This window comes from Weissella cibaria KACC 11862 (assembly GCF_000193635.1).
Lineage (GTDB): Bacteria > Bacillota > Bacilli > Lactobacillales > Lactobacillaceae > Weissella > Weissella cibaria.
Window position 1 is genome coordinate 20,094 of the sequence record NZ_AEKT01000029.1, and the last position, 24,226, is coordinate 44,319.

25 protein-coding genes are annotated in these 24,226 nt (G+C 45.5%); 1 reads left to right on the forward strand and 24 read right to left on the reverse strand.

Going from position 1 to position 24,226, the window contains the following annotated elements:
* Window positions 1-115: 115 nt before the first annotated feature.
* The 4 genes from ESE_RS0106270 to ESE_RS0106285 all read right to left on the reverse strand — a co-directional run bounded on the left by ESE_RS0106270 (window position 116) and on the right by ESE_RS0106285 (window position 3,895).
* Window positions 116-1,264, reverse strand: a complete 1,149-nt coding sequence (locus ESE_RS0106270) for an AI-2E family transporter (RefSeq protein ID WP_010372941.1) — start codon at window positions 1,262-1,264, stop codon at window positions 116-118.
* Window positions 1,265-1,326: 62 nt separating this feature from the next.
* Window positions 1,327-2,352: a lactonase family protein gene (locus ESE_RS0106275; RefSeq protein WP_010372944.1), complete on the reverse strand. Its 1,026-nt coding sequence runs from the start codon at window positions 2,350-2,352 to the stop codon at window positions 1,327-1,329.
* Window positions 2,353-2,452: 100 nt separating this feature from the next.
* The gene (locus ESE_RS0106280) at window positions 2,453-2,839 is read right to left on the reverse strand and encodes a Rid family detoxifying hydrolase (RefSeq protein ID WP_010372947.1); all 387 of its coding nucleotides are present in this window, start codon (window positions 2,837-2,839) and stop codon (window positions 2,453-2,455) included.
* Window positions 2,840-2,938: 99 nt separating this feature from the next.
* On the reverse strand, window positions 2,939-3,895 hold the full coding sequence (locus ESE_RS0106285) for a TerC family protein (RefSeq protein ID WP_010372950.1): 957 nt from the start codon (window positions 3,893-3,895) through the stop codon (window positions 2,939-2,941).
* 193 nt (window positions 3,896-4,088) lie between these two features.
* On the opposite strand from ESE_RS0106285, the gene ESE_RS0106290 reads away from it, so the two are divergent.
* A complete protein-coding gene (locus tag ESE_RS0106290; RefSeq protein WP_010372953.1) occupies window positions 4,089-4,829 on the forward strand; it encodes an alpha/beta hydrolase in 741 nt (246 codons plus the stop codon).
* 54 nt (window positions 4,830-4,883) lie between these two features.
* On the opposite strand, the gene glyS is transcribed toward ESE_RS0106290, so the two are convergent.
* The 20 genes from glyS to coaBC form a co-directional block, all read right to left on the reverse strand.
* Complete coding sequence (gene glyS / locus ESE_RS0106295) at window positions 4,884-6,968, reverse strand: glycine--tRNA ligase subunit beta (protein WP_010372956.1); 2,085 nt, start codon at window positions 6,966-6,968, stop codon at window positions 4,884-4,886.
* Between the two features lies 1 nt (window position 6,969).
* On the reverse strand, window positions 6,970-7,896 hold the full coding sequence (gene glyQ / locus ESE_RS0106300) for a glycine--tRNA ligase subunit alpha (RefSeq protein ID WP_003610409.1): 927 nt from the start codon (window positions 7,894-7,896) through the stop codon (window positions 6,970-6,972).
* A gap of 294 nt (window positions 7,897-8,190) precedes the next feature.
* A complete protein-coding gene (gene pnuC, locus ESE_RS0106305; protein WP_010372962.1) occupies window positions 8,191-8,925 on the reverse strand; it encodes a nicotinamide riboside transporter PnuC in 735 nt (244 codons plus the stop codon).
* A 147-nt stretch (window positions 8,926-9,072) separates the two neighbouring features.
* Window positions 9,073-9,246: a hypothetical protein gene (locus ESE_RS12360; protein WP_010372965.1), complete on the reverse strand. Its 174-nt coding sequence runs from the start codon at window positions 9,244-9,246 to the stop codon at window positions 9,073-9,075.
* A gap of 64 nt (window positions 9,247-9,310) precedes the next feature.
* The gene (recO, locus tag ESE_RS0106315) at window positions 9,311-10,105 is read right to left on the reverse strand and encodes a DNA repair protein RecO (protein WP_010372968.1); all 795 of its coding nucleotides are present in this window, start codon (window positions 10,103-10,105) and stop codon (window positions 9,311-9,313) included.
* Window positions 10,106-10,153: 48 nt separating this feature from the next.
* Entirely contained in the window at window positions 10,154-11,062 is a 909-nt protein-coding gene (gene era / locus ESE_RS0106320; protein ID WP_010372971.1) for a GTPase Era, read from the reverse strand.
* A gap of 51 nt (window positions 11,063-11,113) precedes the next feature.
* A complete protein-coding gene (locus ESE_RS0106325) occupies window positions 11,114-11,542 on the reverse strand; it encodes a diacylglycerol kinase family protein (protein WP_010372974.1) in 429 nt (142 codons plus the stop codon).
* Complete coding sequence (gene ybeY / locus ESE_RS0106330; RefSeq protein WP_010372976.1) at window positions 11,526-12,008, reverse strand: rRNA maturation RNase YbeY; 483 nt, start codon at window positions 12,006-12,008, stop codon at window positions 11,526-11,528. The genes ESE_RS0106325 and ybeY overlap by 17 nt, the downstream gene beginning before the upstream one ends.
* A gap of 5 nt (window positions 12,009-12,013) precedes the next feature.
* Window positions 12,014-13,003 (reverse strand): PhoH family protein, encoded by a 990-nt coding sequence (locus ESE_RS0106335; protein WP_010372981.1) that lies wholly within the window; start codon window positions 13,001-13,003, stop codon window positions 12,014-12,016.
* 95 nt (window positions 13,004-13,098) lie between these two features.
* Window positions 13,099-13,542, reverse strand: coding sequence for a GatB/YqeY domain-containing protein (locus ESE_RS0106340; RefSeq protein WP_010372984.1), 444 nt, complete (start codon window positions 13,540-13,542; stop codon window positions 13,099-13,101).
* Between the two features lie 91 nt (window positions 13,543-13,633).
* Window positions 13,634-13,819 (reverse strand): 30S ribosomal protein S21, encoded by a 186-nt coding sequence (gene rpsU / locus ESE_RS0106345; protein ID WP_003610426.1) that lies wholly within the window; start codon window positions 13,817-13,819, stop codon window positions 13,634-13,636.
* Window positions 13,820-13,951: 132 nt separating this feature from the next.
* Window positions 13,952-14,833 (reverse strand): YitT family protein, encoded by an 882-nt coding sequence (locus ESE_RS0106350; protein WP_010372988.1) that lies wholly within the window; start codon window positions 14,831-14,833, stop codon window positions 13,952-13,954.
* A gap of 109 nt (window positions 14,834-14,942) precedes the next feature.
* Window positions 14,943-16,301, reverse strand: coding sequence for an LPXTG cell wall anchor domain-containing protein (locus ESE_RS0106355; protein WP_010372990.1), 1,359 nt, complete (start codon window positions 16,299-16,301; stop codon window positions 14,943-14,945).
* Between the two features lie 167 nt (window positions 16,302-16,468).
* Window positions 16,469-18,274: an aspartate--tRNA ligase gene (aspS, locus tag ESE_RS0106360; RefSeq protein ID WP_010372992.1), complete on the reverse strand. Its 1,806-nt coding sequence runs from the start codon at window positions 18,272-18,274 to the stop codon at window positions 16,469-16,471.
* A gap of 5 nt (window positions 18,275-18,279) precedes the next feature.
* On the reverse strand, window positions 18,280-19,590 hold the full coding sequence (gene hisS, locus ESE_RS0106365) for a histidine--tRNA ligase (RefSeq protein WP_010372993.1): 1,311 nt from the start codon (window positions 19,588-19,590) through the stop codon (window positions 18,280-18,282).
* Window positions 19,591-19,877: 287 nt separating this feature from the next.
* Window positions 19,878-20,768 (reverse strand): N-acetylmuramoyl-L-alanine amidase family protein, encoded by an 891-nt coding sequence (locus tag ESE_RS0106370; protein ID WP_010372996.1) that lies wholly within the window; start codon window positions 20,766-20,768, stop codon window positions 19,878-19,880.
* A 136-nt stretch (window positions 20,769-20,904) separates the two neighbouring features.
* Window positions 20,905-21,345: a nucleoside 2-deoxyribosyltransferase gene (locus ESE_RS0106375; protein WP_010372998.1), complete on the reverse strand. Its 441-nt coding sequence runs from the start codon at window positions 21,343-21,345 to the stop codon at window positions 20,905-20,907.
* Window positions 21,346-21,416: 71 nt separating this feature from the next.
* Entirely contained in the window at window positions 21,417-21,656 is a 240-nt protein-coding gene (locus ESE_RS0106380) for a hypothetical protein (RefSeq protein ID WP_010373000.1), read from the reverse strand.
* A gap of 87 nt (window positions 21,657-21,743) precedes the next feature.
* Window positions 21,744-22,910 carry a hydroxymethylglutaryl-CoA synthase gene (locus ESE_RS0106385; RefSeq protein WP_010373002.1) on the reverse strand — a complete coding sequence of 389 codons (1,167 nt, stop codon included), beginning with the start codon at window positions 22,908-22,910 and terminating at the stop codon, window positions 21,744-21,746.
* Between the two features lie 3 nt (window positions 22,911-22,913).
* On the reverse strand, window positions 22,914-24,116 hold the full coding sequence (gene coaBC / locus ESE_RS0106390) for a bifunctional phosphopantothenoylcysteine decarboxylase/phosphopantothenate--cysteine ligase CoaBC (RefSeq protein ID WP_010373004.1): 1,203 nt from the start codon (window positions 24,114-24,116) through the stop codon (window positions 22,914-22,916).
* Window positions 24,117-24,226: the final 110 nt, after the last annotated feature.

Consider the following 24,226-nt stretch of genomic DNA (forward strand, 5'->3'; position numbering starts at 1 on the left):
ATCTCCTTTTCTAGGGCGGGTCCTCCCCTCCCCCAATGCGTTATTGCATACAAAAATAAGTATAGCACGGACAAAACCTCGACCGCGCTATACTTAAAAAACCTTATTAATGTCTTTACTGGTTGGTTTCATCTCGAAACAGACCTGAGTTCAATTGCCACCACTTATACAAGCGGTAAATCAGTACTTTAGCAATCGCATAGCCCGGAATACCAAAAACCACCCCGGCCAGGCCAAAAATATTACCCGCCGATAGCAAGATAACCACAACCGTTACTGGATGAACTTTGAGCGAGTTACCAAGCAACTTTGGCGCAATCACTTTTCCTTCCAATGTTTGCTCAATCATAAAGACGATGAACACATAAACCAACATCATTGGCGAAACGAACAGTCCTACAACCACCGCCGGGACCATCGCTAGAAACGATCCCAGAAACGGAATTAAGTTCAACAAACCAGCACTAATGGCGATTAGCCAGCCGTACGGCAAGCCGATAATGGTATAGCCAATTGCAAACATAACCATCACTGCGAACGCCACTGACAATTGCCCCCGAATGTAATTCGAAATTTGCTTGTTAATCTCACCAATGGTATCCAAAAATGAGCCCCGTGCTTTTGGTGGTAAAAACTTAGCCATGTAGTTTGGCATCTGGTGGCCATCCTTTAGCAAATAAAACAAAATCAACGGGAACGTCACAATTGTGATAATGGCTGAAGTCAGTGTCCCAACAACTGAGCTCACACCATGAATGCCTTTTTTCGCATATTCAGCTGAGTAATTTTGGACCCATTTTGAAATATCACTATTCGTCTGATTAAACCACTTATTCACATCAGCAAAGCGCTTGTCAGCCGTTAACTGATCAATCATTTTGACCAAAGCTCGCCAATATTCTGGCCAATGATTGATCAAACCAACGATTTGGTCGCTCAGCCACGGAATAAAGACAGCTAAGCCCCATACAATCAAGACCAACAATACCAAAAACTGCACCGTAATCGTCGCAACACGCGACATTTTATACCGGCGTTCCGCCCAATCCACAATCGGATTCAAGAGATAATAAAACACGCCTGCAATGATGATTGGCGCCCCGACCGCACTGAACAGTGCCACAATCGGTTCAAATATAAAATTAACTTTATCAAACATGTAAATAATCGCTAACAATAGCAATATAATTAGCATACTTGAGATGATTTTATTATTTAATAACCATCGTTGAAAGACAGATTGTTTCGTCTCGCGATTTGTCATCTTTTATCCCCCATATATAAAAAACCAGTACCCCGACTGGTACTGGTTTTATTGTATCAAGCTTAGATGAACAATACACGCACTGATTCAGGAATTTCGAAGTCCTTTTGTGACAACGTTAGCTCGCCTGTTACAGCATCCCGACGGTATACCGTAACATTGTCCGTGTTTTGGTTAGCCGCAACCAAAAAGGCGTCATCTGGGCTCAAAGCGAAATCACGTGGGAAATCTCCTTCAGTTGAAATCCATTGGATATGTGCAACAGAGGCGCCATTATCCTTCACTGCAAAGACTGCGATTGAGTTGTGACCACGGTTTGATGTGTAGACAAACTTACCGTCGTTTGACAAGTAAATCGCCGCACCACCATTGTGCTCTGTCCAATCGGCCGGAATCGTTGCCACAGTTTGCAAATGCGTGAATGAGCCATCCGCATTGTACTTCAAAACTGAAAGTTGTGATGACAGTTCACCTAACAAGTAGGCATATTGACCATCAGGACTGAAACGCAAGTGACGTGGGCCAAAACCAGCCTCCGTCTCATACGTCGCAACTAACGTCAACTTACCGGCATCAGAGACGTCAAACGTCAACACCTTGTCAGCACCCAAATCAACGACCGCGACACGATTGTCCGGCGTTAGATTATTCCAGTGCACGTGTGATGAGCCTTGTTCTGGGCGAGGACCTGACCCTTCAGATTGAAAACTATCCGTCAACGTCAATGAGCCATCAGCGGCAATCGCAAAGACTTCTAACGTTCCCTTGTGGTAGTTACCTGAGTACAACAATTGACGTGCCTCATCAACTGCCACATAAGCAGGTGACGCACCTTCTGCCAAAACTTCTTGGGTCAACGTTGCCGTATCATCCGCGAAGTTAAGGACCGCCAACCCACCTTGATCACCGTTTTTATCAACCGCATACAATGTGTTAGCCTTACTCAAAGCCAAGTAAGTTGGTGATCCAACTTCAGCAACCAACTTGGCATCTTGCAACTCACCAGTCTCCGTGTTCAATGCAGCTTCGTAAATTCCTTTTGAAACACGTCGCGTATAAGTACCAAATAAAATCTTTTCCAATGCCATGGTTGATCTCGCTTTCATTCATTAATAATCTTTTAGTAAACGCTTTCATTGTAACACAAAAGCGACCACACCAACAGATGCAGTCGCTTAATTCTCTTACTTATTTATTGGCAATGACTTCAATTTCAATACGTGCCGCTTTGGGTAACGTTGCCACCGCAACTGCTGAACGCGCTGGTAACACGTCAACGTCCTGAAAGAAACGCGCATAAATATCATTCACCATCGCAAAGTCTGCCATGTCGACTAGGTAAACGTTCACCTTAACAATATCAGCCCGTGTCAACGCAGCTGCCTCTAATAACCCATCAATATTGGCAAAAACCTGGTTAGCTTGGTCAATCGTTGACGCACCCGCAAATTCACCAGTACTTGGTACCAAACCGATTTGACCCGATGCATACAGCGTACCGTTGCTTAAAACAGCTTGTGAGTATGGTCCAATTGCAGCCGGTGCCTGCGTTGTCGTAATGATTCGTTTTGTCATCTTCATTTCCCCAATCTTGTTAATAGCGTCAGTATACGCGCTGTCGACCATCAGCCAATAAAAAAAGGACCTGTCTTTAACACAGATCCTTTATCAGGGTTATGCTTTGAACTTTCGACGTTCTTGGACACGTGAGACAATTACTGAGGCAACAATTGATAACGTTAACAAACCAATAATCACCGATAATGACACCACGTTTGAAATGTGGAAATGCCAGTCCAATGCCTTGGCAGTCTCGTTCAAGACCATCTTGACCCCAATAAAGGCCAAAATAACAGCCAGCGCATACTTAATGTATCGGAACATTGGCAGAATTCCTGACAAAGCAAAGTACAATGAACGCAATCCCATGATAGCAAAGATGTTTGACGTGACCACGATGAACGTGTCTTGTGTCACCGCAAGGACAGCCGGAATTGAGTCAACCGCAAACAATAAGTCGGAAGCTTCAATAAACAACAACGCTAACAAGAATTGGGTAGCATAACGTTTACCATTTTCTTTTACCAAGAAATGTGGTTCCGCAACATCTTCCTTCAAAGGTAGAATTTTACGCAATCCCTTAATAATAAAACTATCATTCAAGTCTTGCGCTTCTTCCTTTTCGAACAGCATCTTCACCCCAGTGACAATCAAGAAGGCACCAAAGATGTACATCAACCACGCGAAGTGATGTAGCAAGGCAGCCCCACCGAAGATAAAAATCACACGCATCACTAAGGCACCGAAAACACCCCAGAACAGCAAACGGTGTTGATACTTCAATTCAATCCCAAAGAAACCAAAGACCAAGATGAAGATAAACAAGTTATCAATACTCAACGACTTTTCCAGCAAGTATGCCGTCACAAAGTCTAGGGCATGATCACCACCCGTAAAGAACCAGAGACCACCGGCAAAAATAAAGGCCAAACCGATCCAAAAGGCGCTCCAAAGCAGTGACTCCTTCATGGTTGGTGCCGCGTTCGTTTTGTGGAAGACTCCCAAATCAAGGGCCAACATGACCAAAACAAAGGCGAAGAAACCAATCCAATAACCTATACTAACTTCCATTTATTTCTCAACTTTCTGATATCTAGCGACGTCACGGCTCAACAATTTGACCCGCAATGACTATAAGTTTATTTTAACTGAATTCTCATTGAAATACTATTACCAACATTTTGGGAAAATATTGCAAATAAGACTGACAGCTATCCGTCTATTAAGGTATGATGAGCCCTAGTTAACCAAAAGGAGTTTGTTCATGAAGTCTACCAAAATCACAAAGCGCCTGCTCATGCTCTTAGGCGTTGTCCTCATCCTATTAGCCGGTTCTGTCGCTTACATGCAAGTATTTGGCCTTTACCGTGCTACTCCAACCGCGCAACGCGCAGCCCATTCAGCCACCGAAACGGCGGACTATTGGGCCTTCAAACCTAAAGCTAATACTGGACAAAAAGATACGGCCATTATTTTTTATCCCGGGGCGTTTGTCCAAAGTGACGCCTATGCCATCTGGGCCAAGGACGTTGCGCAAGCTGGCTACCCCGTTTACGTGTTGAAAACACCGTTATCTTTTTCATTAATCGCCCAAAACAAAGCAGACATTGCTATCAAAAATAGTCATGCCCACCACTTTGTAATTGGTGGCCATTCCTTGGGTGGCGTGGTTGCCAGCGGTTACGTAGCCAAGCATCCAAAGGCTCACATCACTGGTCTATTATTACTTGCCAGTTATCCACAAGAAAAAAACCATTTGGCCAAGCGAACCGATCTTGCCGTTTTGTCACTGACCGCTAGCCAAGATCAGGTATTAAAGCAAGCAAATTATCGCGCAGCTAAAGCCTGGTTGCCAAAAGACACTCGGTATCAAACAATTCGTGGTGGCAATCACGGTGGATTCGGCAGCTATGGGCCCCAAAAACATGATGGTCAGGCGACAATTTCAAACGCCCAACAACAGACAGCTATTGCTGATCGTGTTGTTGCATGGCTAAGCCGTTAGACTGCAAATCAAAAAACACCCTGGACTGTATTAATCCAGGGTGTTTTCATATCATTAATTTGCAGACTTAACATCCAGTTCTAGGAAGTTAGCCACCTTTGTTGCTTCATCTGCAACCGCGTGTAGTGTTGCCAAACGGTTGTTCTTAACTGCTTCGTCTTCAACCATAACCATCGTCTCTTCGAAGTAAGCAGCCACGGCAGGTTGTAAGTTCAACAATGCCGCAAGCTTCGCATCCGTGCCATCAACAGTTGCAACTGGGGCAACCGCTTCAAACAATGCCTTTTCGGCTGCATTCTCGAACAGGGCAACGTCAACAGTCGCATCCGTTGCATTCTTCGTTGTCAAACGCATCACACGAGTCAACGCTTCAACACCCTCACGGAAGTTGGCATCGTTAACGTGGGCAGCCAAGACTTGCGCTGATTCAAACATTTGCGTCGTATCAGCAAAGTTGTTCTTCGTCACCGCGTTGATGATGTCACGACGAACACCCTCATCTTGCAATGCCTTCACAACACGGTCCGTCAAGAAGTTAACGACCGCAGCCACATTGTTTTGCAACTCAGCCATCACTTCTTCTGGCAAACCAAACTTAACTGCATCGGCATTAATGTCAGCAATCAAGTCTGACAAAATACCGTCAATATCCAAATCCCACTTGTTGTCAGCCAAGATGTTCACAACACCTGAAGCGGCACGACGCAAAGCATATGGGTCATTTGAACCTGATGGCACCATACCACCCGCAAAGAATGACAACAAGCTATCCAACTTATCAGCCAAGGCCAATACCTTACCCAAATCTGACGCAGGCAATTCACCATCAGCAGAGATTGGCATGTAGTGCTCACGGATTGCTTGGGCCACGGCAGCGTCTTCACCAAACAAGTTAGCGTACTTCTCACCCATGATACCTTGCAATTCATCAAACTCACCGACCATACCAGTCATCAAGTCAAACTTGTAGATTTCACCAGCACGCGCCAACTTGGCTTGTTGATCATCAGTAAAGGCCAAACGACCAGCAATGATGGCAGCCAAAGCCTTGGCGCGACGTGTGTGGGCGGCAACTGAACCCAACTTAGCGTGGAATGATACCACTTCCAACTTGTAGTTGTAGAAGTCGATATCGTGCTTTTGATCTTCGTGGTAGAAGAACTTAGCGTCTTCCAAACGCGCAACCAGCACCTTTTCGTTACCGGCAATCACATTATCGATGTGTTCAGCGTTTCCGTTACGAACAGAGATAAAGTGTGGCAACAAAGCGCCGTTTGCATCAACAACGTGGAAGAAACGTTGGTGTTCCTTCATTGACGTAATCAATACTTCATCAGGCACTTCCAAGTAACCTTCATCGAAGCCACCAGCAAAGGCTGTCGGATATTCAACGATGTTGTTAACTTCTTCAAGCAAATCTTCGTCAACGACAACGGTCCAGTTGTTATCACTGGCAATCGTTTCGACTTGTGTGCGGATGTTTTGCTTACGTGCTTCGGCATCTGCTTGTACAAAGACTGACGTCAAGGCCTCTTCGTACTGGTCAGCTGATGCAATTTCAACATCATGACCCAAGAAACGGTGTCCACGTGATGAACGACCCGTTGCAACTCCCAAGATATCAAATGGGACAACTTCATCATCCAACAATGCGACCATCCAACGAATTGGACGGACGTATTCAAACGTGTGACGACCCCACTTCATCGTTGTTGAGAACGTCATCGCCTCAATAACTTGCTTGAAGCCCGTCAAAACTTCAGCCGCTGGCTTTCCAGCCTCAAACTTTGTAACGTAGATGTACTCGTTACCGTTAAATTCCTTAAACGTAATGTCATCAGTCGTCAACCCTTGACCGCGGACAAATCCTTGGGCTGCCTTTGAATAGTTACCCTCAGCATCAAGTGCGACCTTCTTAGCAGGCCCCTTAACTTCTTCTTGGAAGTCTTCAGCCTTTTCAGCAACATCAGAAATCAACACTGCTAAACGACGTGGCGTAGAGAAAGGCTTAATTGCCCCGTATGCCAAACGCTCGTCGGCCATAAAGTTTTCGGCACGCTCAACCAATTGGTTAATTGCGGGCGTCACCAAGTGGGCCGGAACTTCTTCCAAACCAATTTCTAGCAAAAAGTTAGCCATCTTAGTTTTCCTCCTCATCTGCAGGCAAGTACTTCGCACGCAAAGCTTCGTCCTTCAACAATGGGAAACCAAGCTTCTTACGCTCATCAATGAAGGCACGCGCAACTGAACGGGCCATGTTACGGATACGTGATAGATATTTTGCACGTTCTGTAACTGACACTGTGCCACGGGCATCCAACAAGTTAAACGTGTGTGATGACTTCAAAATGTAGTCGTAAGCTGGGTGAACCAAGCCCTTTTCCAAAGCCTTCTTAGCTTCAGCTTCGTACTCGTTAAAGTGACGCAACAACATTTCTTGGTCTGATTCTTCAAATGAGTAAACTGAGTGTTCGTACTCTGGCTCCTTAAAGATGTCACCGTACAAAACGCCGTTACCCCATTCCAAATCGTACACCGTTGGGACGTCTTGGATGTATGAAGCCAAACGCTCCAAACCATACGTGATTTCTGATGTTACGGCATCAACTTGGATACCACCAACTTGTTGGAAGTACGTAAATTGCGTGACTTCCATACCGTCCAACCAGATTTCCCAACCGATACCAGCGGCACCCATTGATGGGTTTTCCCAGTTATCTTCAACGAAACGAATATCGTGTTCCAATGGATCAATGCCCAAGGCCTTCAAAGAATCCAAGTACAATTCTTGAATGTTGTCGGGTGATGGCTTCATAACCACTTGGAATTGGTGGTGTTGGTACAAACGGTTTGGGTTATCACCGTAACGTCCATCGGCAGGACGACGTGATGGCTCCACGTAAGCCGCGTTCCATGGCTCAGGACCATTGGCACGTAGGAACGTGTAAGGGCTCATCGTACCCGCACCCTTTTCTGTATCGTAAGCTTCCATCAGCATTGCGCCTTGGTCAGCCCAGAACTTTTGCAACGTCAAAATAATGTCTTGCACACTCATTTTTGCGCTCATATTGACAAATTCCTTTCTCGTGGTTGGCTTCGAGCAAATAAAAAGCCCTACACCAATCACCATAAAAAATGATTGATGTAGGGACGATAATTCGCGGTTCCACCCTACTTCTAGGAAAACTCCTAGCAGCTTCATTGGATTAAATTGTGCTCCAGCAGTGCCCCTTACGCTAATCAGATCACCCTCACATCACCGGTGACTTGCTGGACTGATTTCACGGAATTCTTCTGCTTTCATCGCTTATTACAACTAATAAGTTTATCACTCAGCCGTTGAATGTCAACGAAATTAATCTCAATATTCAGTTGTCTTTGACCACAAGTACATGCCATAAAACGCATTGAACGTTTTCACGATCATCAAAACAAACATCCCTAATGCGCCTGACCCACCGGCCTGGATTTGATTCCACCATAATAACAGGCCAACCGCATCAACTAACAACCAGACAACCCACTGCGAGAGGTAGCCATACGTTGCCAAAATTTGTGCCAACATCCCCAGCGGTAATTGTGAGGAGTCGAGGTAGACTTGATTACCATGTGCCGTTTTGGCAACGGCTAGAACGACACCATAAACCACAACTGCCCCTGCGACAAGGCATCCCATCATTTTAGGGCCGATACGCTTCGCTTGCATCTGACTACTGTCTTGTTGTTGGGCTAGCTGCTTGTACCAGGCAACCATCCCCACAAACTGCATCACAAAAAAGAAGCCTTGATTGAGAATGTCACCGACCAAATGGTTGTGAATGGACATTAATAACCAGATGCCATTGGTCAGGAGCCCCCAGAAAAAGTTCGTTAACCGGCCACTCGCTAACATGATTAAGTAAAAAGCCAATACCAACCCGGTAATTAAACTCGTCCATCCTGATGATGAATAATCACCTGTATAGACGAAGGCCCAAATCGTAACAGCCATAATAATGACCAGATACACCCGTTGAAACCGATTCATCAAGGCTAAATCACGCTTAATATTGGTTGGTGACGTCGCTTCACGCAAAGCTTGTTTAAGATACTGCATTTCTCTACTCCCTCGTTAAACACTAACGAATAGATTACCACATTAACATTCGCTTGTGCGCTATGTCACGTACTTGTAAATATCGGGCATAATAAAAAGCGATATCCCCCAAAAGGGACATCGCTTTCTAACTGATTCATACCGTACTTACTTGCCAAGGAATCCTGACAACTTATCCTTAACGTCATCCATATCAACGTTATCTAAGATGTCCGCCTTGTCGCCTAGCAAGTCACCGGCCTTTTCCTTCAATTCGTTCAAGTCAGCGCCTTCCAAAAGATCACCAGCTTGGTCCTTCAACTTATCCAAATCAAAATCCATGTCAATTCTCCGTTCGCTTCTTTACTATACACTTATTATAAGTGATATTAGCGCTACCTGTCATCTATTTTGACTCGTCAATTGGCTTTTGTTGGCCGCGTTGGGCGAGACGTTGTGACCAGCCGTCTAGTTGTTGAATAAAACTTTTGGCACGTAAATGTACGCCGACTTGGTCATCATAAATCTTATCCATCACGCGTGCCATATCATGCTTAGTCTCTTCTTTTAGCGACAACGAACCTAACTGTTTTAGGTCAATTTTGTTAAGTTGTGATAGCACACGCACAGAACGTGGATTAGCATTCATACGTTGTTCATCTTGATCCCAGTGCAACTGGCACAGTGTCCCGTTTAGCTTCTCGGAGAAATCAAGTGGTAAATCACGTCGACCACAAACAACACATTCACCCCAAGTCGGTTCAAGACCGAATGCCGGCAACAATTTGATTTCAAAAAAATTGGCAATGCCTTGTGGATCCAGACCTCTCTCAATTTTTTCAATCGCCAAGCGGGCCCATTCATACCACTTACCAATCGGCTGATTATCGACAAATGCCGCGTCAATCAACCCTAAGATGTAAGTCATGTAGGCATTCTTTGTGACGTCCATCATCAATTCACGTGATTGGTGGCTCTCTTTAACAGCGTTAATAAAACTCAAACCGGTTGGATTTAAAGTTCCTTCAAACGTGGCGACCGTTAACGGTTGGACATCCGCTGCGAATTGGTACCGCTTTGACTTGCCATTTTTAATGTAAAACATCCGCTTGCCACCCTGCTTGGTCAGCATCTTAACCATCAGATCCTTTTCCTTGCGGTCTTGCTGGTACATCACAATTGCATCAAATACTTCTGCCATACCCATCCCCTAGTAAAAAAGAGACTAGGTAGTCTCTTTCTCGCCAAATTAAATATCTGAATCTTCCTTGTAACCGTAAGTTTGAAGTGCTTGTGGCTTATCACGCCAACGTTCTTCAACCTTAACCCATGTCTCCAAGAAAATCTTATCACCAAGCAAACGTTCGATATCCTTACGTGCCCGCACACCGATTTCCTTGATCATTGCCCCTTGCTTACCAATGACAATGTTCTTTTGCGTTGGTCGTTCAACAACAATCGTCGCTTGCACATGCAAGTGATTTTCATCTTGACGCTCAATTTTATCAATCACCACCGCAACTGAGTGTGGCACTTCTTGACGTGTCAATTGCAAGACCTTTTCACGAATCAACTCACTCATGATAAATCGTTCTGGGTGATCCGTGATTTGATCAGCTGGGTAATATTGTGGACCTTCTGCCATCTTATCCATCGCAAAATCCAACAATTCAGGCACGCCATCCCCCTTCAAAGCTGAAATTGGGAAGATTTCGGCAAACTCCATTTGTTGGCGGTAATCATCAATAATCGTCAACAAATCTGCTGGGTTCACCAAGTCAATCTTATTAATGATCAAATAAACTGGCGTCTTCGTGTCCTTTAAGCGATTAATAATGAAATCATCCCCGGCCCCACGTGGTTCGTCGGCATTCACCAAGAACCAAACCATGTCTGCTTCACGTAAAGCTGACATGGCTGTCTTCACCATAAAATCACCTAGTGAGTTATGAGGCTTATGGATACCTGGTGTATCCATAAAGACGATTTGACCCTCATCGGTGGTGTAAATTCCTTGGATCTTGTTACGGGTTGTTTGTGCCTTAGGTGACATGATGGCAATCTTTTCACCAATCATCTTGTTCAAAAGCGTTGACTTACCAACGTTTGGACGACCAACCAAGGCCACGAAACCTGACTTAAATCCTTGTTCACTCATGTATAAAATCTCTGTTCTTTCTGTATAATCCACGTGTTACCACGCACAACTTTATCCCAGCAACATCTGCAAATTCGGCAAGATGTAAGGCTGGAAAATCAACACACCCACGACAATTGCGAAGGCAACGGCTGCCAAAACAGCCCCAGAAGCCACATCTTTTGCGACTTTCGCCAATGGGTGGTAACTTTCACCGACAATCAAATCAACGATTGCTTCCACCATTGTATTAACGAACTCGGCCATAATCACGGTAAAAACAGCCACCGTAATCCACAGCCAGTCCGACCGTCCTAGCTTAACATATATCCCGACAAGTAAGACGACAATTGCCGCAAAAATATGAAAGCGCATATTTCGTTCGCGAACAAGTAACTGGCCAATTCCTTCGAGGGCATGGCCTAGCGCTTGTAGAAAGTGCGTATTCTTTTCAATTTGTGGCGCCGGTTCGGTCGCCTTTTTCTTATCGTGTAAGTCCATAGCTATCCAAAATCTCGCGTTGTAAATCAAACATAATCTTTTCGTCTTCATCACTACGCATGTGATCATAACCGTTTAAGTGCAAGAAACCATGAACGACCAAAAAGCCAAGCTCACGTTCGTATGAGTGCTCCAAGTATTCGGCTTGTTCACCAATCTTATCCACAGACACGATAATATCACCGATATTTTTGGCCAAATCTTCAGCCATATCCTCATCCATCATCAGTGGCATATCGTCACCGTCTTCTTCAATTGCAAAAGAAATGACGTCTGTTGGCTTATCAAGCCCGCGATACTCACGGTTATAACGTTGAATCTCATCATTGTTAACAAAAGTGACTGACATCTCTGTATCATCTGGCAACTTCATATACTTACCAGCGTAATCTAGCACCTTTTCAACAAGTTCAATTTGCTCTGCCGGTACTCCGGGCTTTGATTGGTCAATAATCGCCAAATCCATAATCTTTAATCCTTCTTCTCTGTTTGCTTATTTTTTGCGGCATCAAATGCGTCATAGGCGTTAATGATCGCCCCAACGACTGGGTGACGTACAACGTCATCCGCGGCAAATTCAATAAATGTAATATGTGAGACATTTGCCAACACTTGCTTGGCTTGAATCAGGCCTGACCGTACCTTTGTTGGCAAGTCAATCTGTGACACGTCACCATTCACAATCATATGCGAGCCAAAACCAAGGCGGGTCAAAAACATCTTCATTTGCTGTGGTGTTGTGTTCTGTGCCTCATCTAAAATAATAAAGGCGTTGTCCAAGGTACGACCACGCATGTAGGCAAGTGGTGCAATTTCAATCGTCCCACGATCCATCAGACGTTCTGTATGTTCCGCGCCAATAATGGCATGCAGCGCATCATAAATTGGTCGCAAGTAAGGATCGACCTTTTCTTTCAAATCACCGGGCAAGAACCCTAAGTTTTCACCAGCTTCAACGGCAGGACGTGTGATAATGATTTTCTCAACATCCCCACGCTTCAGTGCTGCCACTGCCATGACGACGGCCAAATACGTCTTGCCAGTTCCGGCAGGTCCGATACCAAACGTAATGTCGTTATTACGAATCGCTTGAATGTAACGGCGCTGACCGTAATTCTTCACACGAACCGGGTGCCCCTTCGCATCTCGGATCAAAGTCTCAGTGTACATATCGCCAAAGTATTCTAGCGTACCACGTTCAGACATCTTCATCGCTGAAACGATGTCAGTTGCGTTTAGCTTAACACCTTTTTTGATTAAATTCGTCAATTCAACAACGATTGCCTCAGCTGCATCAACGGACTCTGCTTCACCTTTGATGGTCAACTGATCACCAAAGACTGACAAAGACACCCCAACGCCCTCTTCAATCAACTTCAAATTGCTGTCTTGTGGTCCAACCAAGCCAATTTCTTGCTCGGCATTTTCAAAACGATAAATTTTTTCAACTTGTGCTGCCAAAAATGGATTCCCTCTAATTCGCAATATTTTTTATTACAGTACTATTATACCGCAAACATATATGTATCGGGGCATCACCCCGCATTGTGACATAATTAGCCCAACAATGATTGCACCGTTGTGTTAACCAACTTACCGTCAGCCTTACCCTTAACCTTAGGCATCAAGGCACCCATCACCTTACCCAAGTCCGCCTTTGATGACGCACCAACTTCAGCAATCGTTTCCTTAACAATGGCAACGACTTCTTCCTCAGACATTTGTGCAGGCATGTAGCGCTTCAACACATCGATTTGACCTTGGATTTCTTCAGCCAAGTCTGCCCGATCAGCATCCTTGTATGATTCCATCTCTTCGACACGTTGCTTCATTTCGCGTGACAAAACTGCCAATTCTTCATCAGCCGTCAAATCGTGACCCAACTTGATTTGTTCATTTGATACAGACGCCTTAACCATACGGACAACACCAAGCGTTACCTTATCCTTGGCCTTCATCGCTTCCTTCATATCTGACGTCAATTGTTCTAGCAAACTCATGATTATTTTCCTCCAAATAATGTTGTTTGACTTATTTTATGATTATAAAACAAAACCGGACCACCAATAAGGTAGCCCGGCAAGAGTCGAATTAACGGCTCTTCTTGTTCTTGCGCTTACGAGCGGCCTCAGCCTTCAACTTACGTTGTACTGATGGCTTGATGTAGAACTCACGCTTACGGTACTCTTGCAAGGTACCATCCTTTGATACACCACGCTTGAAGCGACGGAGAGCATCATCAAGAGACTCATTCTTACGAACAACAGTCTTTGCCATAATGTTTACCCTCCCTTCCCGTGTGAAGTTTCCAACTTTTATATATGTCGCACACTTTTGTTCTTTAATAGTTTACCAGAATAGGCGCTGTTGTCAACGCTTTGTCGATAATTAGATTTTTTAACCAATTGTTTACAATTTTGGCTCGTAAAAACGGCCAAACGTGCGGTCGATACGCCACAATGATGCCCAAGCTTGTGGGTCGACATCATAAATTGCATCGCGTAGGTCATACTGTTCATACATTGAAATGACTGTAAACAAAACTTCCTTATGGTGGTGATTATAGCCACCTTCGGCATGGTGGACAATGGTGATGCCGCGACGAATATCTCGCTGAATCGCTTCAATCACCAAATCAGGCTTTTCCGTTACAATCATAACCTGCATTTTTTGTTGACGTGTGTAGACCAAATCGATAACGCGCGCGTTAACCACTAGGCCGATCCCGGTATACAATGCATATTGTGGACCAAATAAGAAACCTGACGCCAACAGAATAAAGAAGTTAAAGGTCAAATTGACCGCGCCCATCTTCATGCCAGTTTTGCGACGAACCAAAATCCCGATGATATCCAGACCACCCGTTGATAAGCCATTACGCAAAGCTAAGCCAGTTCCGAACCCATTAACGGCCCCACCAAAGATTGCCATTACAAGTGGGTCATGCGTCCACAATTGTTCTGGCTGACTCACCAAGCGCATCGCGACGGCCGCCAAAACCAGCGCAACGGCCGTAAACATCGCAAAACGCTTACCAATTTTACGATAAGCCGTAATCATCAGTGGCACATTAATCAGCAACAACAACACACCGACAGGCACCTTCCAGCCGACGAATCGTTCTAAGAGGGTATTTAATAACTGGGCTAAACCAGTAAATCCGGATGAATAAATATGTCCGGGCGTCCAGAAAAAATTAAGGGCTACGGCAGACGCAACGGCATATACCATTGCGCTACCAATCCGACTTGAATACTGATGACGATTAAAATACTGTTCTATCTGGTCCATTTTCTCGCTTCTTTCGATTTGTACTTTATGATTTTATCACTTAATTGCAAATCTGCGCCGGATAAACAAAAAAACTTATAAACCAATTGGTCCATAAGTTCCGTCTGCTTTACCGTATTTTCTTAACCAAAATCATGCCTGCTAGCGAAATCAGCATGCCTAACCCAACGACTGTCAAGATTGACTGACGCTTCATCCCAGTCTCAGGTAAGGTTGCTGCTTGATTCGACAGCGCATCAGTCACAGTTGTTGCTGGGGTGTCAGTCCCCAAACTTTGAACCGTTTCATCAGCAACGGGAATACCGTCACCAGACTGAGCCGTTTCTGACTTGTCATCAGTTTGTGCTGCCGGTTGTTCCGGCCCAACGGTCGTCTCATTGTCCGTAGTTGGTCCAATCTTAGCATCGTCCCCATCTGAATCGGTTACTGGTGGCTGTTGCGTTGCATCAGTCTCTTCATCATCAGCTTGCTTAGGCAATGATGTGGCCGGCTGTGTATCAGGTTGACTCCCATCCGTCTGACCGTTAACCGTGATGTCACCGGTATCTGGTGTTGACGGTGCGCTAATATCACCGGTGTCCGTTCCGGATGGTGCACTGATATCACCTGTGTCTGTGCCTGTCGGTGCACTAATGTCTCCCGTGTCTACACCAGATGGCGCGCTAATGTCACCCGTATCTGTGCCAGATGGTGCGCTAATGTCACCCGTATCTGTGCCAGATGGTGCGCTAATGTCGCCTGTGTCTGTGTCAGATGGCGCGCTGATTGCACCTGTATCTGTGCCTGTCGGTGCACTAATATCACCTGTATCCGTACCTGACGGTGGTGCAATTAGGCCCACATCAGGAATTTGAATAGCATCCGCCGGCAAAACTTCCGGCGTTGCGATTGGATCAGCCGGCAAGACATGCGGTGGTTCTGGCTGGCTCGGCGCCGGCGTATCAGTGTGCTGGATGCCAACCCACAAACTCGAGTTAGAATACCAAGATTCCGTTTGATTCGCATTCGTACCGTTGACAAATAACACCGCAAATTGCATGTTATACGCGGAATTCGCGCCCTGACCAAAACGCACATACAGCATTGTGGTTGCCGCCGTCGTTAAATCACGTGATGACTTAAATAACACATACCCATCATACTGTTCATGATTTGGCCCAGTAATTGTACCGGGATGCCAATCGGCCTCGCCCGCCACACGACCATTAAGCGCAAAGTTAGATTTTGAAACGACCTCTGCTCGCAACGTGGCGTCTCCCATATCCAACTTACCGACGTCTTCATTGGTAAACAAAGGCGTATTCCAGCTTACGTCAACCTCTTGTTTACCATTCACCCACAGTGGTTGTGTATGCGTCTCTGTCTGACTTGTTGTAAATAATTGATCAGCGGATGCGGTTATGTTGCCTGCCAGTAGCAGACCTAGCGTAACCCCCGCTAAAGCGATTAAATGTCGCCATTTAAACATAATAAACACCCCAAATTTTTCTCTGTTTCGTGAGGCTAACCTCCTCACCACTTATTAAAGTATAGTTTCATTTTGTGAATAAAATATGAAAGTCTGATTTTTTTGTATCCCATTTTTGAAACAAAAAAACGCCCAGAACGAAAAGTCCCGAGCGTTTTGTGTCGTCATTATTCTTCAGACATGTTAGGCGCTTCAATGTCTGCGTAAACAGGTGCCGTCAAACCAAGATCATCAACGATTTGGGCTTGCGCAACCGGTGTTGGCGCCTCAGTCATTGGTTCAGTGGCCTTTGAGTTCTTAGGGAACGCAATGACTTCACGAATATTGTCACGACCAGCCAATAGCATGGCGAGACGGTCAAGCCCCAAGGCGATACCACCCATTGGTGGGAAGCCATATTCCATTCCTTCAAGCAAGAAGCCAAAGGCATCGTGGGCCGCTTCCTTGGTGAAGCCAAGGGCTGACAACATCTTCTCCTGAATGTCCATACGGTGAATACGAATTGAACCTGAACCCAATTCATAACCATTCAACACAAGATCGTATGATTGCGCGTGTGCTTGGTGCGCACCATCTGTCGTCTCCAACAATGGCAAATCTTCTTCATTTGGCATTGTGAATGGGTGGTGAGCTGCAATCCAGCGATCTTCTTCGGCTTGGTGCTCGAACAATGGCCAATTAACAACCCACGCGAAGGCCCACTTGGTGTCATCAATCAAGCCCATTTCCTTAGCAGTCATGCGACGCAAAGCATCCAATGTTGCTGAAACAACATTTGCTGAATCTGCAGCGAACAAAATCAAATCACCCGCCTGCGCTTCAGTTTGTGCTAACAACGCATCGCCCTTGGCTGTCAAGAACTTGGCGATTGGTCCCGTAATGCCTTCATCAGTAATCTTCAACCAAGCCAATCCCTTCGCACCGAAACGTTCGATGTATTGGGCCATCTTGTCGATATCCTTACGTGAGTAGTTGTCGGCCCCACCAGGCACAACAATTGCCTTAACTTGACCACCATTCTTGACCGCGTTTGCAAAGACACCAAATTCTGAGTCAGCCATCAGGTCTGACAAATCTTGCAATTCCATGCCAAAACGCATGTCAGGCTTGTCAGTTCCGAAACGGGCCATGGCATCAGCATAGTCCAATACTGGAATTTCAGTCGTGTTCAGCTCGACATCAACCGTCTTCTTCATGATTGCGGCAACCCATTCGTTAACCAAAGCCATGATTTCGTCTTGCGTCATAAATGACGTTTCAACGTCAAGTTGGGTAAATTCTGGTTGACGGTCACCACGCAAGTCCTCATCACGGAAGGCACGCGCAACTTGATAGTAACGGTCGAAGCCTGCGCCCATCAACAATTGCTTAAACAATTGTGGTGATTGTGGCAAAGCATAGAATGAACCAGGATACACACGTGAAGGTACCAGGTAATCACGCGCACCTTCTGGCGTTGACTTGGCCAAATATGGCGTTTCAATATCGATGAACCCATTGGCATCCAAGAATTCGTGCGTGGCCGCCGTAATCTTTGAGCGGATACGCAAGTTCTTTTGCATCTCAGGACGACGCAAATCCAAGTAACGATACTTCAAACGCAATTCGTCAGAAACGTTGATGTCATCTTCAATATAGAATGGTGTTGTCTTCGCTTCAGACAAAATGGTTGCCTTGGCCACTTGAACTTCAATCTTACCTGACTTCAAGTGGTCGTTAACAGCGCCTTCTGCACGTGAACGAACCACCCCTTCAATTTCAATCACAAACTCTGAACGCATCTTTTCGGCAACCGCCAATGCATCAGCGTTAATCTCTTCTGAAAAGGCCAATTGTACGATTCCTTCGCGGTCACGCAAATCAACGAAAATCAAGCCACCCAAATCACGGCGCTTCTGCACCCATCCTTGCAACGTGACGGTTTGATCAAGGTAAGCTTCATCAATCAAGCCTGCATAGTTTGTACGCTTCATATCTCTTAATCCTCTTCTGTAACTTCTTCGTCTTCAATAAATTCTGGCAAACCAGTGTATAATTCGGCCAATTTCACCGTAATTTCCTTACCAGTCGTCATGTTCTTCAAATTAGCTGATTGTTCAGCCAACTCACGCTCACCAATCGTAATCATAAAGCGGGCACCAAGTCGATCAGCCGACTTGAATTGGCCCTTTAACTTACGATCTTGGTAGTCACGCTCAGCACTGTAGCCAAATGACCGAACCGCTTGGACCATTTGCATGGCAACCACATCAGTCCCGTCACCCGTGTTGGCAACGTACACATCAAGCGGTGCTTGTTCAGGCAACGTTGCCCCTTCTGATTCAAGCAGCAACATCAAACGTTCCAAACCGATTCCGAAGCCGACCCCTGGCATCTCTGGTCCGCCGAACTCTTCGACCAATCCGTTGTAACGACCACCACCGGTAATCGTTGTCCAACCATGACCCAATGCTTCAGATTGTGTCATCACTTCGAAAATCGTGTGGTTGTAATAATCCAAGCCACGGACCACGTTGGCATCCACTTCATAATCAATTCCCATTGCCTCAAGGTATGTTTGCACCTTATCCCAGTGGGCTTGGGCTGATTCTGTCAAATAATCCAAAATCGATGGGGCGTCCGCAACAATTGCTTGATCCTTGGCATCCTTAGAATCCAATACACGCAAAGGGTTCTTCTCCAAACGCGTTTGTGAATCAGCAGAAAGCTCATCAAAATGAGGCGTCAAGAAATTGATCAACGCTTGGCGATAGTTCTCACGAGACGCTTTATCACCCAATGAGTTAATCTTAACCTTCAAGTTCGTCACACCCAACGTTTGGAAGAAATCAACGGCCATTGCAATCACTTCAGCATCTAGTGCTGGTGAGTCTGACCCCAATGCTTCCACTCCAATCTGGTGGAATTGACGCATGCGACCTGCCTGTGGACGTTCATAACGGAACATTGGTCCGATATAAAACATCTTGTATGGCTTTTGATGTTCAGGTCCAAATAACTTATTTTCAACAAACGCCCGCACAACACCCGCGGTTCCTTCCGGACGCAAGGCAACGTGACGATCACCCTTGTCGTGGAAATCATACATTTCCTTCGTCACCACGTCAGATGTATCGCCAGCTGAACGTGCAAAGACATCAAAACTTTCAAAGATTGGTGTTCGTACTTCTGAATATTGGTAGTCACCAAACAACACACGCGCTGTTTCTTCAACGTAGTGCCACTTAAGTGATTCACCGGGCAACAAATCTGCTGTTCCCTTTGGCTTTTGGAATGATTGCTTAGCCATATCGTAATTCCTCTCAATTAATCCGATGGTGCAAAAACGGAAAAGGCGCCCTCGACGACACACTCGTATCGTCAAGGGCGCCTTTTAAGCGCGGTACCACCTTGAATTTGGTCTCATGCCGTAACGTGGCAACACGCGCATTGCTGCGACCTAAAAAGTGTCCCCTTATCCTAACAATGACAGGCTCTCACCACACCCTGCTCGCTAAACATGTCCAAAATAAGTTTGCTTTCTCATCGGTTCTATCTATGAAAAACATTATCTTATAGAAAGTAGTCAACGTCAAGTTACTGGGCATTTTTCGCCCGTTGATCAAGATAATTTTCCAAACCGATTGGAATTGCCTTGGCAATTTTTTCCTGCGTTTTCACGGACTTAATCTGTTTGAAGTCCGTGTCTGAGTTAATGTACCCATTTTCAAGCAATACCGCGGGTACTGTATTATCTCGAATAACCAAGAAATCACCAAAGTCAACACCCTTATTAGTGAGCGGCATAGTCGGCGCCATAGCTTTATTCAAGGCTGTCGCAAGTTGCTTAGAGCCATTTGTTTTATGGTAATAATAAGCTGTGTACCCGCTCGCTTCGTTCGCTTCTGGGGATGAATCAAAGTGGAATGAAATAAATAAATCAGCATGATTCTTTTCAGCCACTTGCGGAATTTTTGACAGATACACAATTTTATCCGAATCACGCGTCATAATCACCCGTGCCCCCGATTGGCGCAATGTCTTAGCCACCCGCCGTGCCAATTGGAGCGTATAAGTCTTCTCAAATTTGCCAGTATTTGATATCGCACCAGAATCCGATCCACCATGACCAGGGTCCAAAACGATTGTTGATTCCGATAACGGCGTAATCTTGTCTAAGGGTTCATTCCGTTCCAACAGCCAGCCTGCTACCCACCCAGTCGACTCATCTTCACGGCGCACCTCGTACCAACCATCATCCTTGGCTAAAATTTGTAAATGTTCACCTTGTTTCAACACTGATATCGGCGTACCGGCAACTCCTTTCTTCTCTCGAATCGTAATATTCGGGATTTGTACTGTAATTTGTTGTTTATATAGCATCACTGTAGTAACTGCGACTGCGACACCAAGCATCCCCACAGTAATGGCTAGTGGAATCCAAAATTTCACGAGCCACGCCAACAACAACCGGCCAATTTTTCGCATGCGACAATACCCTCTCAAGTTCTGTTTCGTATCTGTTTAGTTTAGCACAGCGGTAATAAGTTCAATGGCTACTGCAAGAAAAAAACGGCCCCCACTTTGCGGTGAGTGCCGTTAATCACTGGTAAGCTTAACCAAATTAGAAAGTCTTACCTTCCCATTCGTTCGCTGGCAAGGCATCGAAGTCGTATGTTGCAACATCTGCAACGTCTGTAATAACAGCGTGAGCAGGAACTGACATCATCAAGTTGATGCCCCCATCCTTCTCTTTCACTAAAATTACGGGCTTCTTTGCCGCTTCTGAGTAACCAATCTCCCAGGCAGTCCCTGGATCAACGTGTTCACCCTCGTAGTCGATTACCGCAATGACAACTTCGGCTGGATCAAGATGATCCTTGTCGCCCTTGTAAATTGCTTTTGCCCATTCCTTTGAACCAAATTCAAATTCATCGTGTTGTTCAGTACGTGGACTGAAGAATTCAGAAACCGTTGGATTTGCTGCAAGTGCTTTTTCCATCCGTTCAATACGATCAATTTGGTCATCGTCAAAAAATGGACCGGCTAAGTAAACGCGCTTCATAATTTTCCCTCTTAACTAATTACAGATTTTTTTGTGTTACCCAATTAGTTTAACCGACAAATGCCGAACAATCAACCTTTCATCGACGGCAAATCCCGCTTATTCATGAACGGTTGCAAAGCTGTCTTGGCAACTCGTTGTTGCGTATGAAGCAATGCGGCATTTTCACGAGTCAATTCCGGAATAAACAAAACTTCCATTTCATAATCGGTTGCGTCACAGCGAATCACTTTACCAATAAACGGACAGTTAATCGCTGCTGAAGCATCACAATGGGCTATATCACCAATCTGTAGTTCATGTCGCTGCATAGGCACTCCCCCTGACTAGTCGTTTGCGATTAGTGTACCCAGTGCGTTTGATGAACCCTCGCACAATTATTGATTTTTTCGCGTTAATTAGTGTGCTAAATACACGCGTTGTTGATCTTTCAAACCGGCCAATACAAACTTGGCTGCATCCTTGGTGATATCAAATTCACGATCAGTTGCGCCGTGCAAACCGGCCATGAAGTTTTCCTCATAGTCTGGAATCGTCATGTATTCACGTGAATCAAACAAGTGATCCATTTGGCCGGTCACTAACCCATCACGGAAGTTAGGTTGCAATTCAACTGAATAAAACTCACCTTCTGCACCAGAACCGTAAGAGAAGATGCCCAAACGATCACCCGCCGTTAAAGTCGTTGAATTTTCTAACAGTGAATACAAACTCAAGTAAACTGAACCCGTATATAAGTTACCAATGCGCTTATTGTAAACACGACTGGCTTCAAATTCCGTCAACAATAATGCTTGTTTTGCTTCATCTGCTTCAGGTAAGATATCGCGCAAGGCCTTTAACCCCATCTTAGTGAATGGCAAGTGGAATGCAAATGCCTTGAAGTCATCGATAGCTAAACCTGTCTTTTCCTTATAACGAGCCCATAAATCACGGAAGAATTCACGGTAAACTTCAGCTGAATATTTACCATCAACCAATGCTTCTTCGGCGTAAACTGGGCGCCAGAAGTCCATCACATCACGCGACATGAATTGGTTGTCTCGATTAATCGTTAAAATACGTGGATTCTCAGTCACCAACATGGCAACTGCGCCAGCCCCTTGGGTGACTTCACCTGGGGTGTGGAGGCCGTAACGGGCAATATCTGATGCCATGACCAGCACCTTAGCACCTGGGTGCAAGGCAACATAATCCCGTGCTTGCATCAAACCGTAAGTACCGGCATAGCACGCTTGCTTCATTTCAATCGTGCGGGCGTATGGACTCAACCCTAACAATCGTTGTGCATAAACCGCTGCCGACTTTGAGTTGTCAATGCCTGATTCAGTCGCAAAAATAATGGTGTCAATTTCTTCACGTTCAGTAGGTGTCAAGATTTGGTCTGCGGCATTGACTGCCATCGTCACGACGTCTTGCGTTGGTGGCACAACCGCTTGTTGCGTCTGACCAATTCCAATCAAGTACTTACCAGGTTCTTCATTACGAGCGTTTGCCAACTCAGTCATATCAATATATTGATGTGGTGAGAAGAAGCTCATCTTATCAATTCCAATTTGTGCCATTTTTTAATCCTTTACTGCTTCTGTCACACGTCGCATAATTTCACGAGCCACTGCAATTTTCGTTTGCAAAGGCAAGGTCTCTGGTTGTGCATCTCGTGTCAAAATTGTCACTTGATTCGTATCATAACCAAAACCAACTTCGGCCTTTGAGACATCATTTGCAATCAGCATATCCGCGTTCTTTTTTGTTAGCTTTTGTTGCGCATAATTAATTAAATCCTGCGTCTCAGCGGCAAACCCAACCAAGTACTGATGGGTTTTATTCGCACCAAGCGTCGCTAGAATGTCCGGGTTTTCAACCAACTCCAAGGTCAACCCCGGATTGGCCGCATCTTTTTTCATCTTCTGATCGGCCGGTGTTGCCACACGATAATCTGAGACTGCTGCCGCCATAATGACAGCATCTGCCGTCTCAAATCGTTCAGTCATCGCTGCCAGCAATTCACGGGCAGACTGAATGTGAACTGTTTGCACACCTGCTGGAGCTGGCAAATCGGATGACGTCACAAGTGTCACGTTAGCCCCTTGCTCGGCTGCGGCTTGTGCAATCGCATACCCCATCTTCCCTGACGACCGATTCGTAATAAAGCGAACCGGATCAATTGGTTCAACGGTCCCACCAGCTGAGACAATGATCTGCTTGCCCGTTAGTCGACCCGTTCGCTGATGCAGCGCTAATTCTGCCAAGGCTAATATCTCATCCGGTTCTGGCAAACGACCCTTACCGGCATAACCTTCAGCTAGAAGACCTTCAGCTGGTTCCAGTACAATCACCCCATCGTCACGCAACGTCGCTAAATTACGTTGCGTTGCCGGATTTTCATACATATTGACGTTCATCGCCGGCGCCACAATAACTGGGGTATGCCGAGCTAATAGAACTGACGTTGCGGCATCGTCACCAATGCCAGCCGCCATTTTTGCCAAGATATTAGCCGTCGCAGGGACCACGAAAATATAATCAGCCCAATCTGCCAAACTCACATGCGCAATGACGCTGTCATTGTGCGCATCGAACAAATCGGTCACAACCGGCTGCTGCGTCAAGGCTTCAAACGTCTTTGGCGTCACAAATTCAGTTGCGGCCTGTGTCATCACAACGCGAACGACCGCCCCCGCCTTCATCAACAAGCGGGCAAAAATCGCTGACTTATAGGCTGCGACACCACCGCTGACAACTAACACAATCTTTTTATCGGTAAACATGCCGTGCTGCTCCTTCTAGCGTTTTACTTAAAAATAACCACATTAAGTTTACCATGAATAGAAATCTTACGGATTACATAAGTAGAAAACGAGAACTATCGTCTCCGACA

Excerpts from the sequence above, each read along its gene's own strand:
- ESE_RS0106380 (WP_010373000.1), bottom strand. The coding sequence starts at position 21,656 with ATGCAGCGACATGAACTACAGATTGGTGATATAGCCCATTGTGATGCT.
- ESE_RS0106280 (WP_010372947.1), bottom strand. The coding sequence starts at position 2,839 with ATGACAAAACGAATCATTACGACAACGCAGGCACCGGCTGCAATTGGA.
- ESE_RS0106350 (WP_010372988.1), bottom strand. The coding sequence starts at position 14,833 with ATGGACCAGATAGAACAGTATTTTAATCGTCATCAGTATTCAAGTCGG.
- glyS (WP_010372956.1), bottom strand. The coding sequence starts at position 6,968 with ATGGCTAACTTTTTGCTAGAAATTGGTTTGGAAGAAGTTCCGGCCCAC.
- ESE_RS0106340 (WP_010372984.1), bottom strand. The coding sequence starts at position 13,542 with ATGAGTTTGCTAGAACAATTGACGTCAGATATGAAGGAAGCGATGAAG.
- ESE_RS0106270 (WP_010372941.1), bottom strand. The coding sequence starts at position 1,264 with ATGACAAATCGCGAGACGAAACAATCTGTCTTTCAACGATGGTTATTA.
- ESE_RS0106325 (WP_010372974.1), bottom strand. The coding sequence starts at position 11,542 with ATGGACTTACACGATAAGAAAAAGGCGACCGAACCGGCGCCACAAATT.
- coaBC (WP_010373004.1), bottom strand. The coding sequence starts at position 24,116 with ATGTTTACCGATAAAAAGATTGTGTTAGTTGTCAGCGGTGGTGTCGCA.
- ybeY (WP_010372976.1), bottom strand. The coding sequence starts at position 12,008 with ATGGATTTGGCGATTATTGACCAATCAAAGCCCGGAGTACCGGCAGAG.
- ESE_RS0106275 (WP_010372944.1), bottom strand. The coding sequence starts at position 2,352 with ATGGCATTGGAAAAGATTTTATTTGGTACTTATACGCGACGTGTTTCA.
- pnuC (WP_010372962.1), bottom strand. The coding sequence starts at position 8,925 with ATGCAGTATCTTAAACAAGCTTTGCGTGAAGCGACGTCACCAACCAAT.
- ESE_RS0106290 (WP_010372953.1), top strand. The coding sequence starts at position 4,089 with ATGAAGTCTACCAAAATCACAAAGCGCCTGCTCATGCTCTTAGGCGTT.
- aspS (WP_010372992.1), bottom strand. The coding sequence starts at position 18,274 with ATGAAGCGTACAAACTATGCAGGCTTGATTGATGAAGCTTACCTTGAT.
- ESE_RS12360 (WP_010372965.1), bottom strand. The coding sequence starts at position 9,246 with ATGGATTTTGATTTGGATAAGTTGAAGGACCAAGCTGGTGATCTTTTG.
- ESE_RS0106285 (WP_010372950.1), bottom strand. The coding sequence starts at position 3,895 with ATGGAAGTTAGTATAGGTTATTGGATTGGTTTCTTCGCCTTTGTTTTG.
- ESE_RS0106375 (WP_010372998.1), bottom strand. The coding sequence starts at position 21,345 with ATGAAGCGCGTTTACTTAGCCGGTCCATTTTTTGACGATGACCAAATT.
- ESE_RS0106385 (WP_010373002.1), bottom strand. The coding sequence starts at position 22,910 with ATGGCACAAATTGGAATTGATAAGATGAGCTTCTTCTCACCACATCAA.
- recO (WP_010372968.1), bottom strand. The coding sequence starts at position 10,105 with ATGGCAGAAGTATTTGATGCAATTGTGATGTACCAGCAAGACCGCAAG.
- ESE_RS0106370 (WP_010372996.1), bottom strand. The coding sequence starts at position 20,768 with ATGCGAAAAATTGGCCGGTTGTTGTTGGCGTGGCTCGTGAAATTTTGG.
- hisS (WP_010372993.1), bottom strand. The coding sequence starts at position 19,590 with ATGGCTAAGCAATCATTCCAAAAGCCAAAGGGAACAGCAGATTTGTTG.
- rpsU (WP_003610426.1), bottom strand. The coding sequence starts at position 13,819 with ATGGCAAAGACTGTTGTTCGTAAGAATGAGTCTCTTGATGATGCTCTC.
- ESE_RS0106355 (WP_010372990.1), bottom strand. The coding sequence starts at position 16,301 with ATGTTTAAATGGCGACATTTAATCGCTTTAGCGGGGGTTACGCTAGGT.
- glyQ (WP_003610409.1), bottom strand. The coding sequence starts at position 7,896 with ATGAGCGCAAAAATGAGTGTGCAAGACATTATTTTGACGTTGCAAAAG.
- era (WP_010372971.1), bottom strand. The coding sequence starts at position 11,062 with ATGAGTGAACAAGGATTTAAGTCAGGTTTCGTGGCCTTGGTTGGTCGT.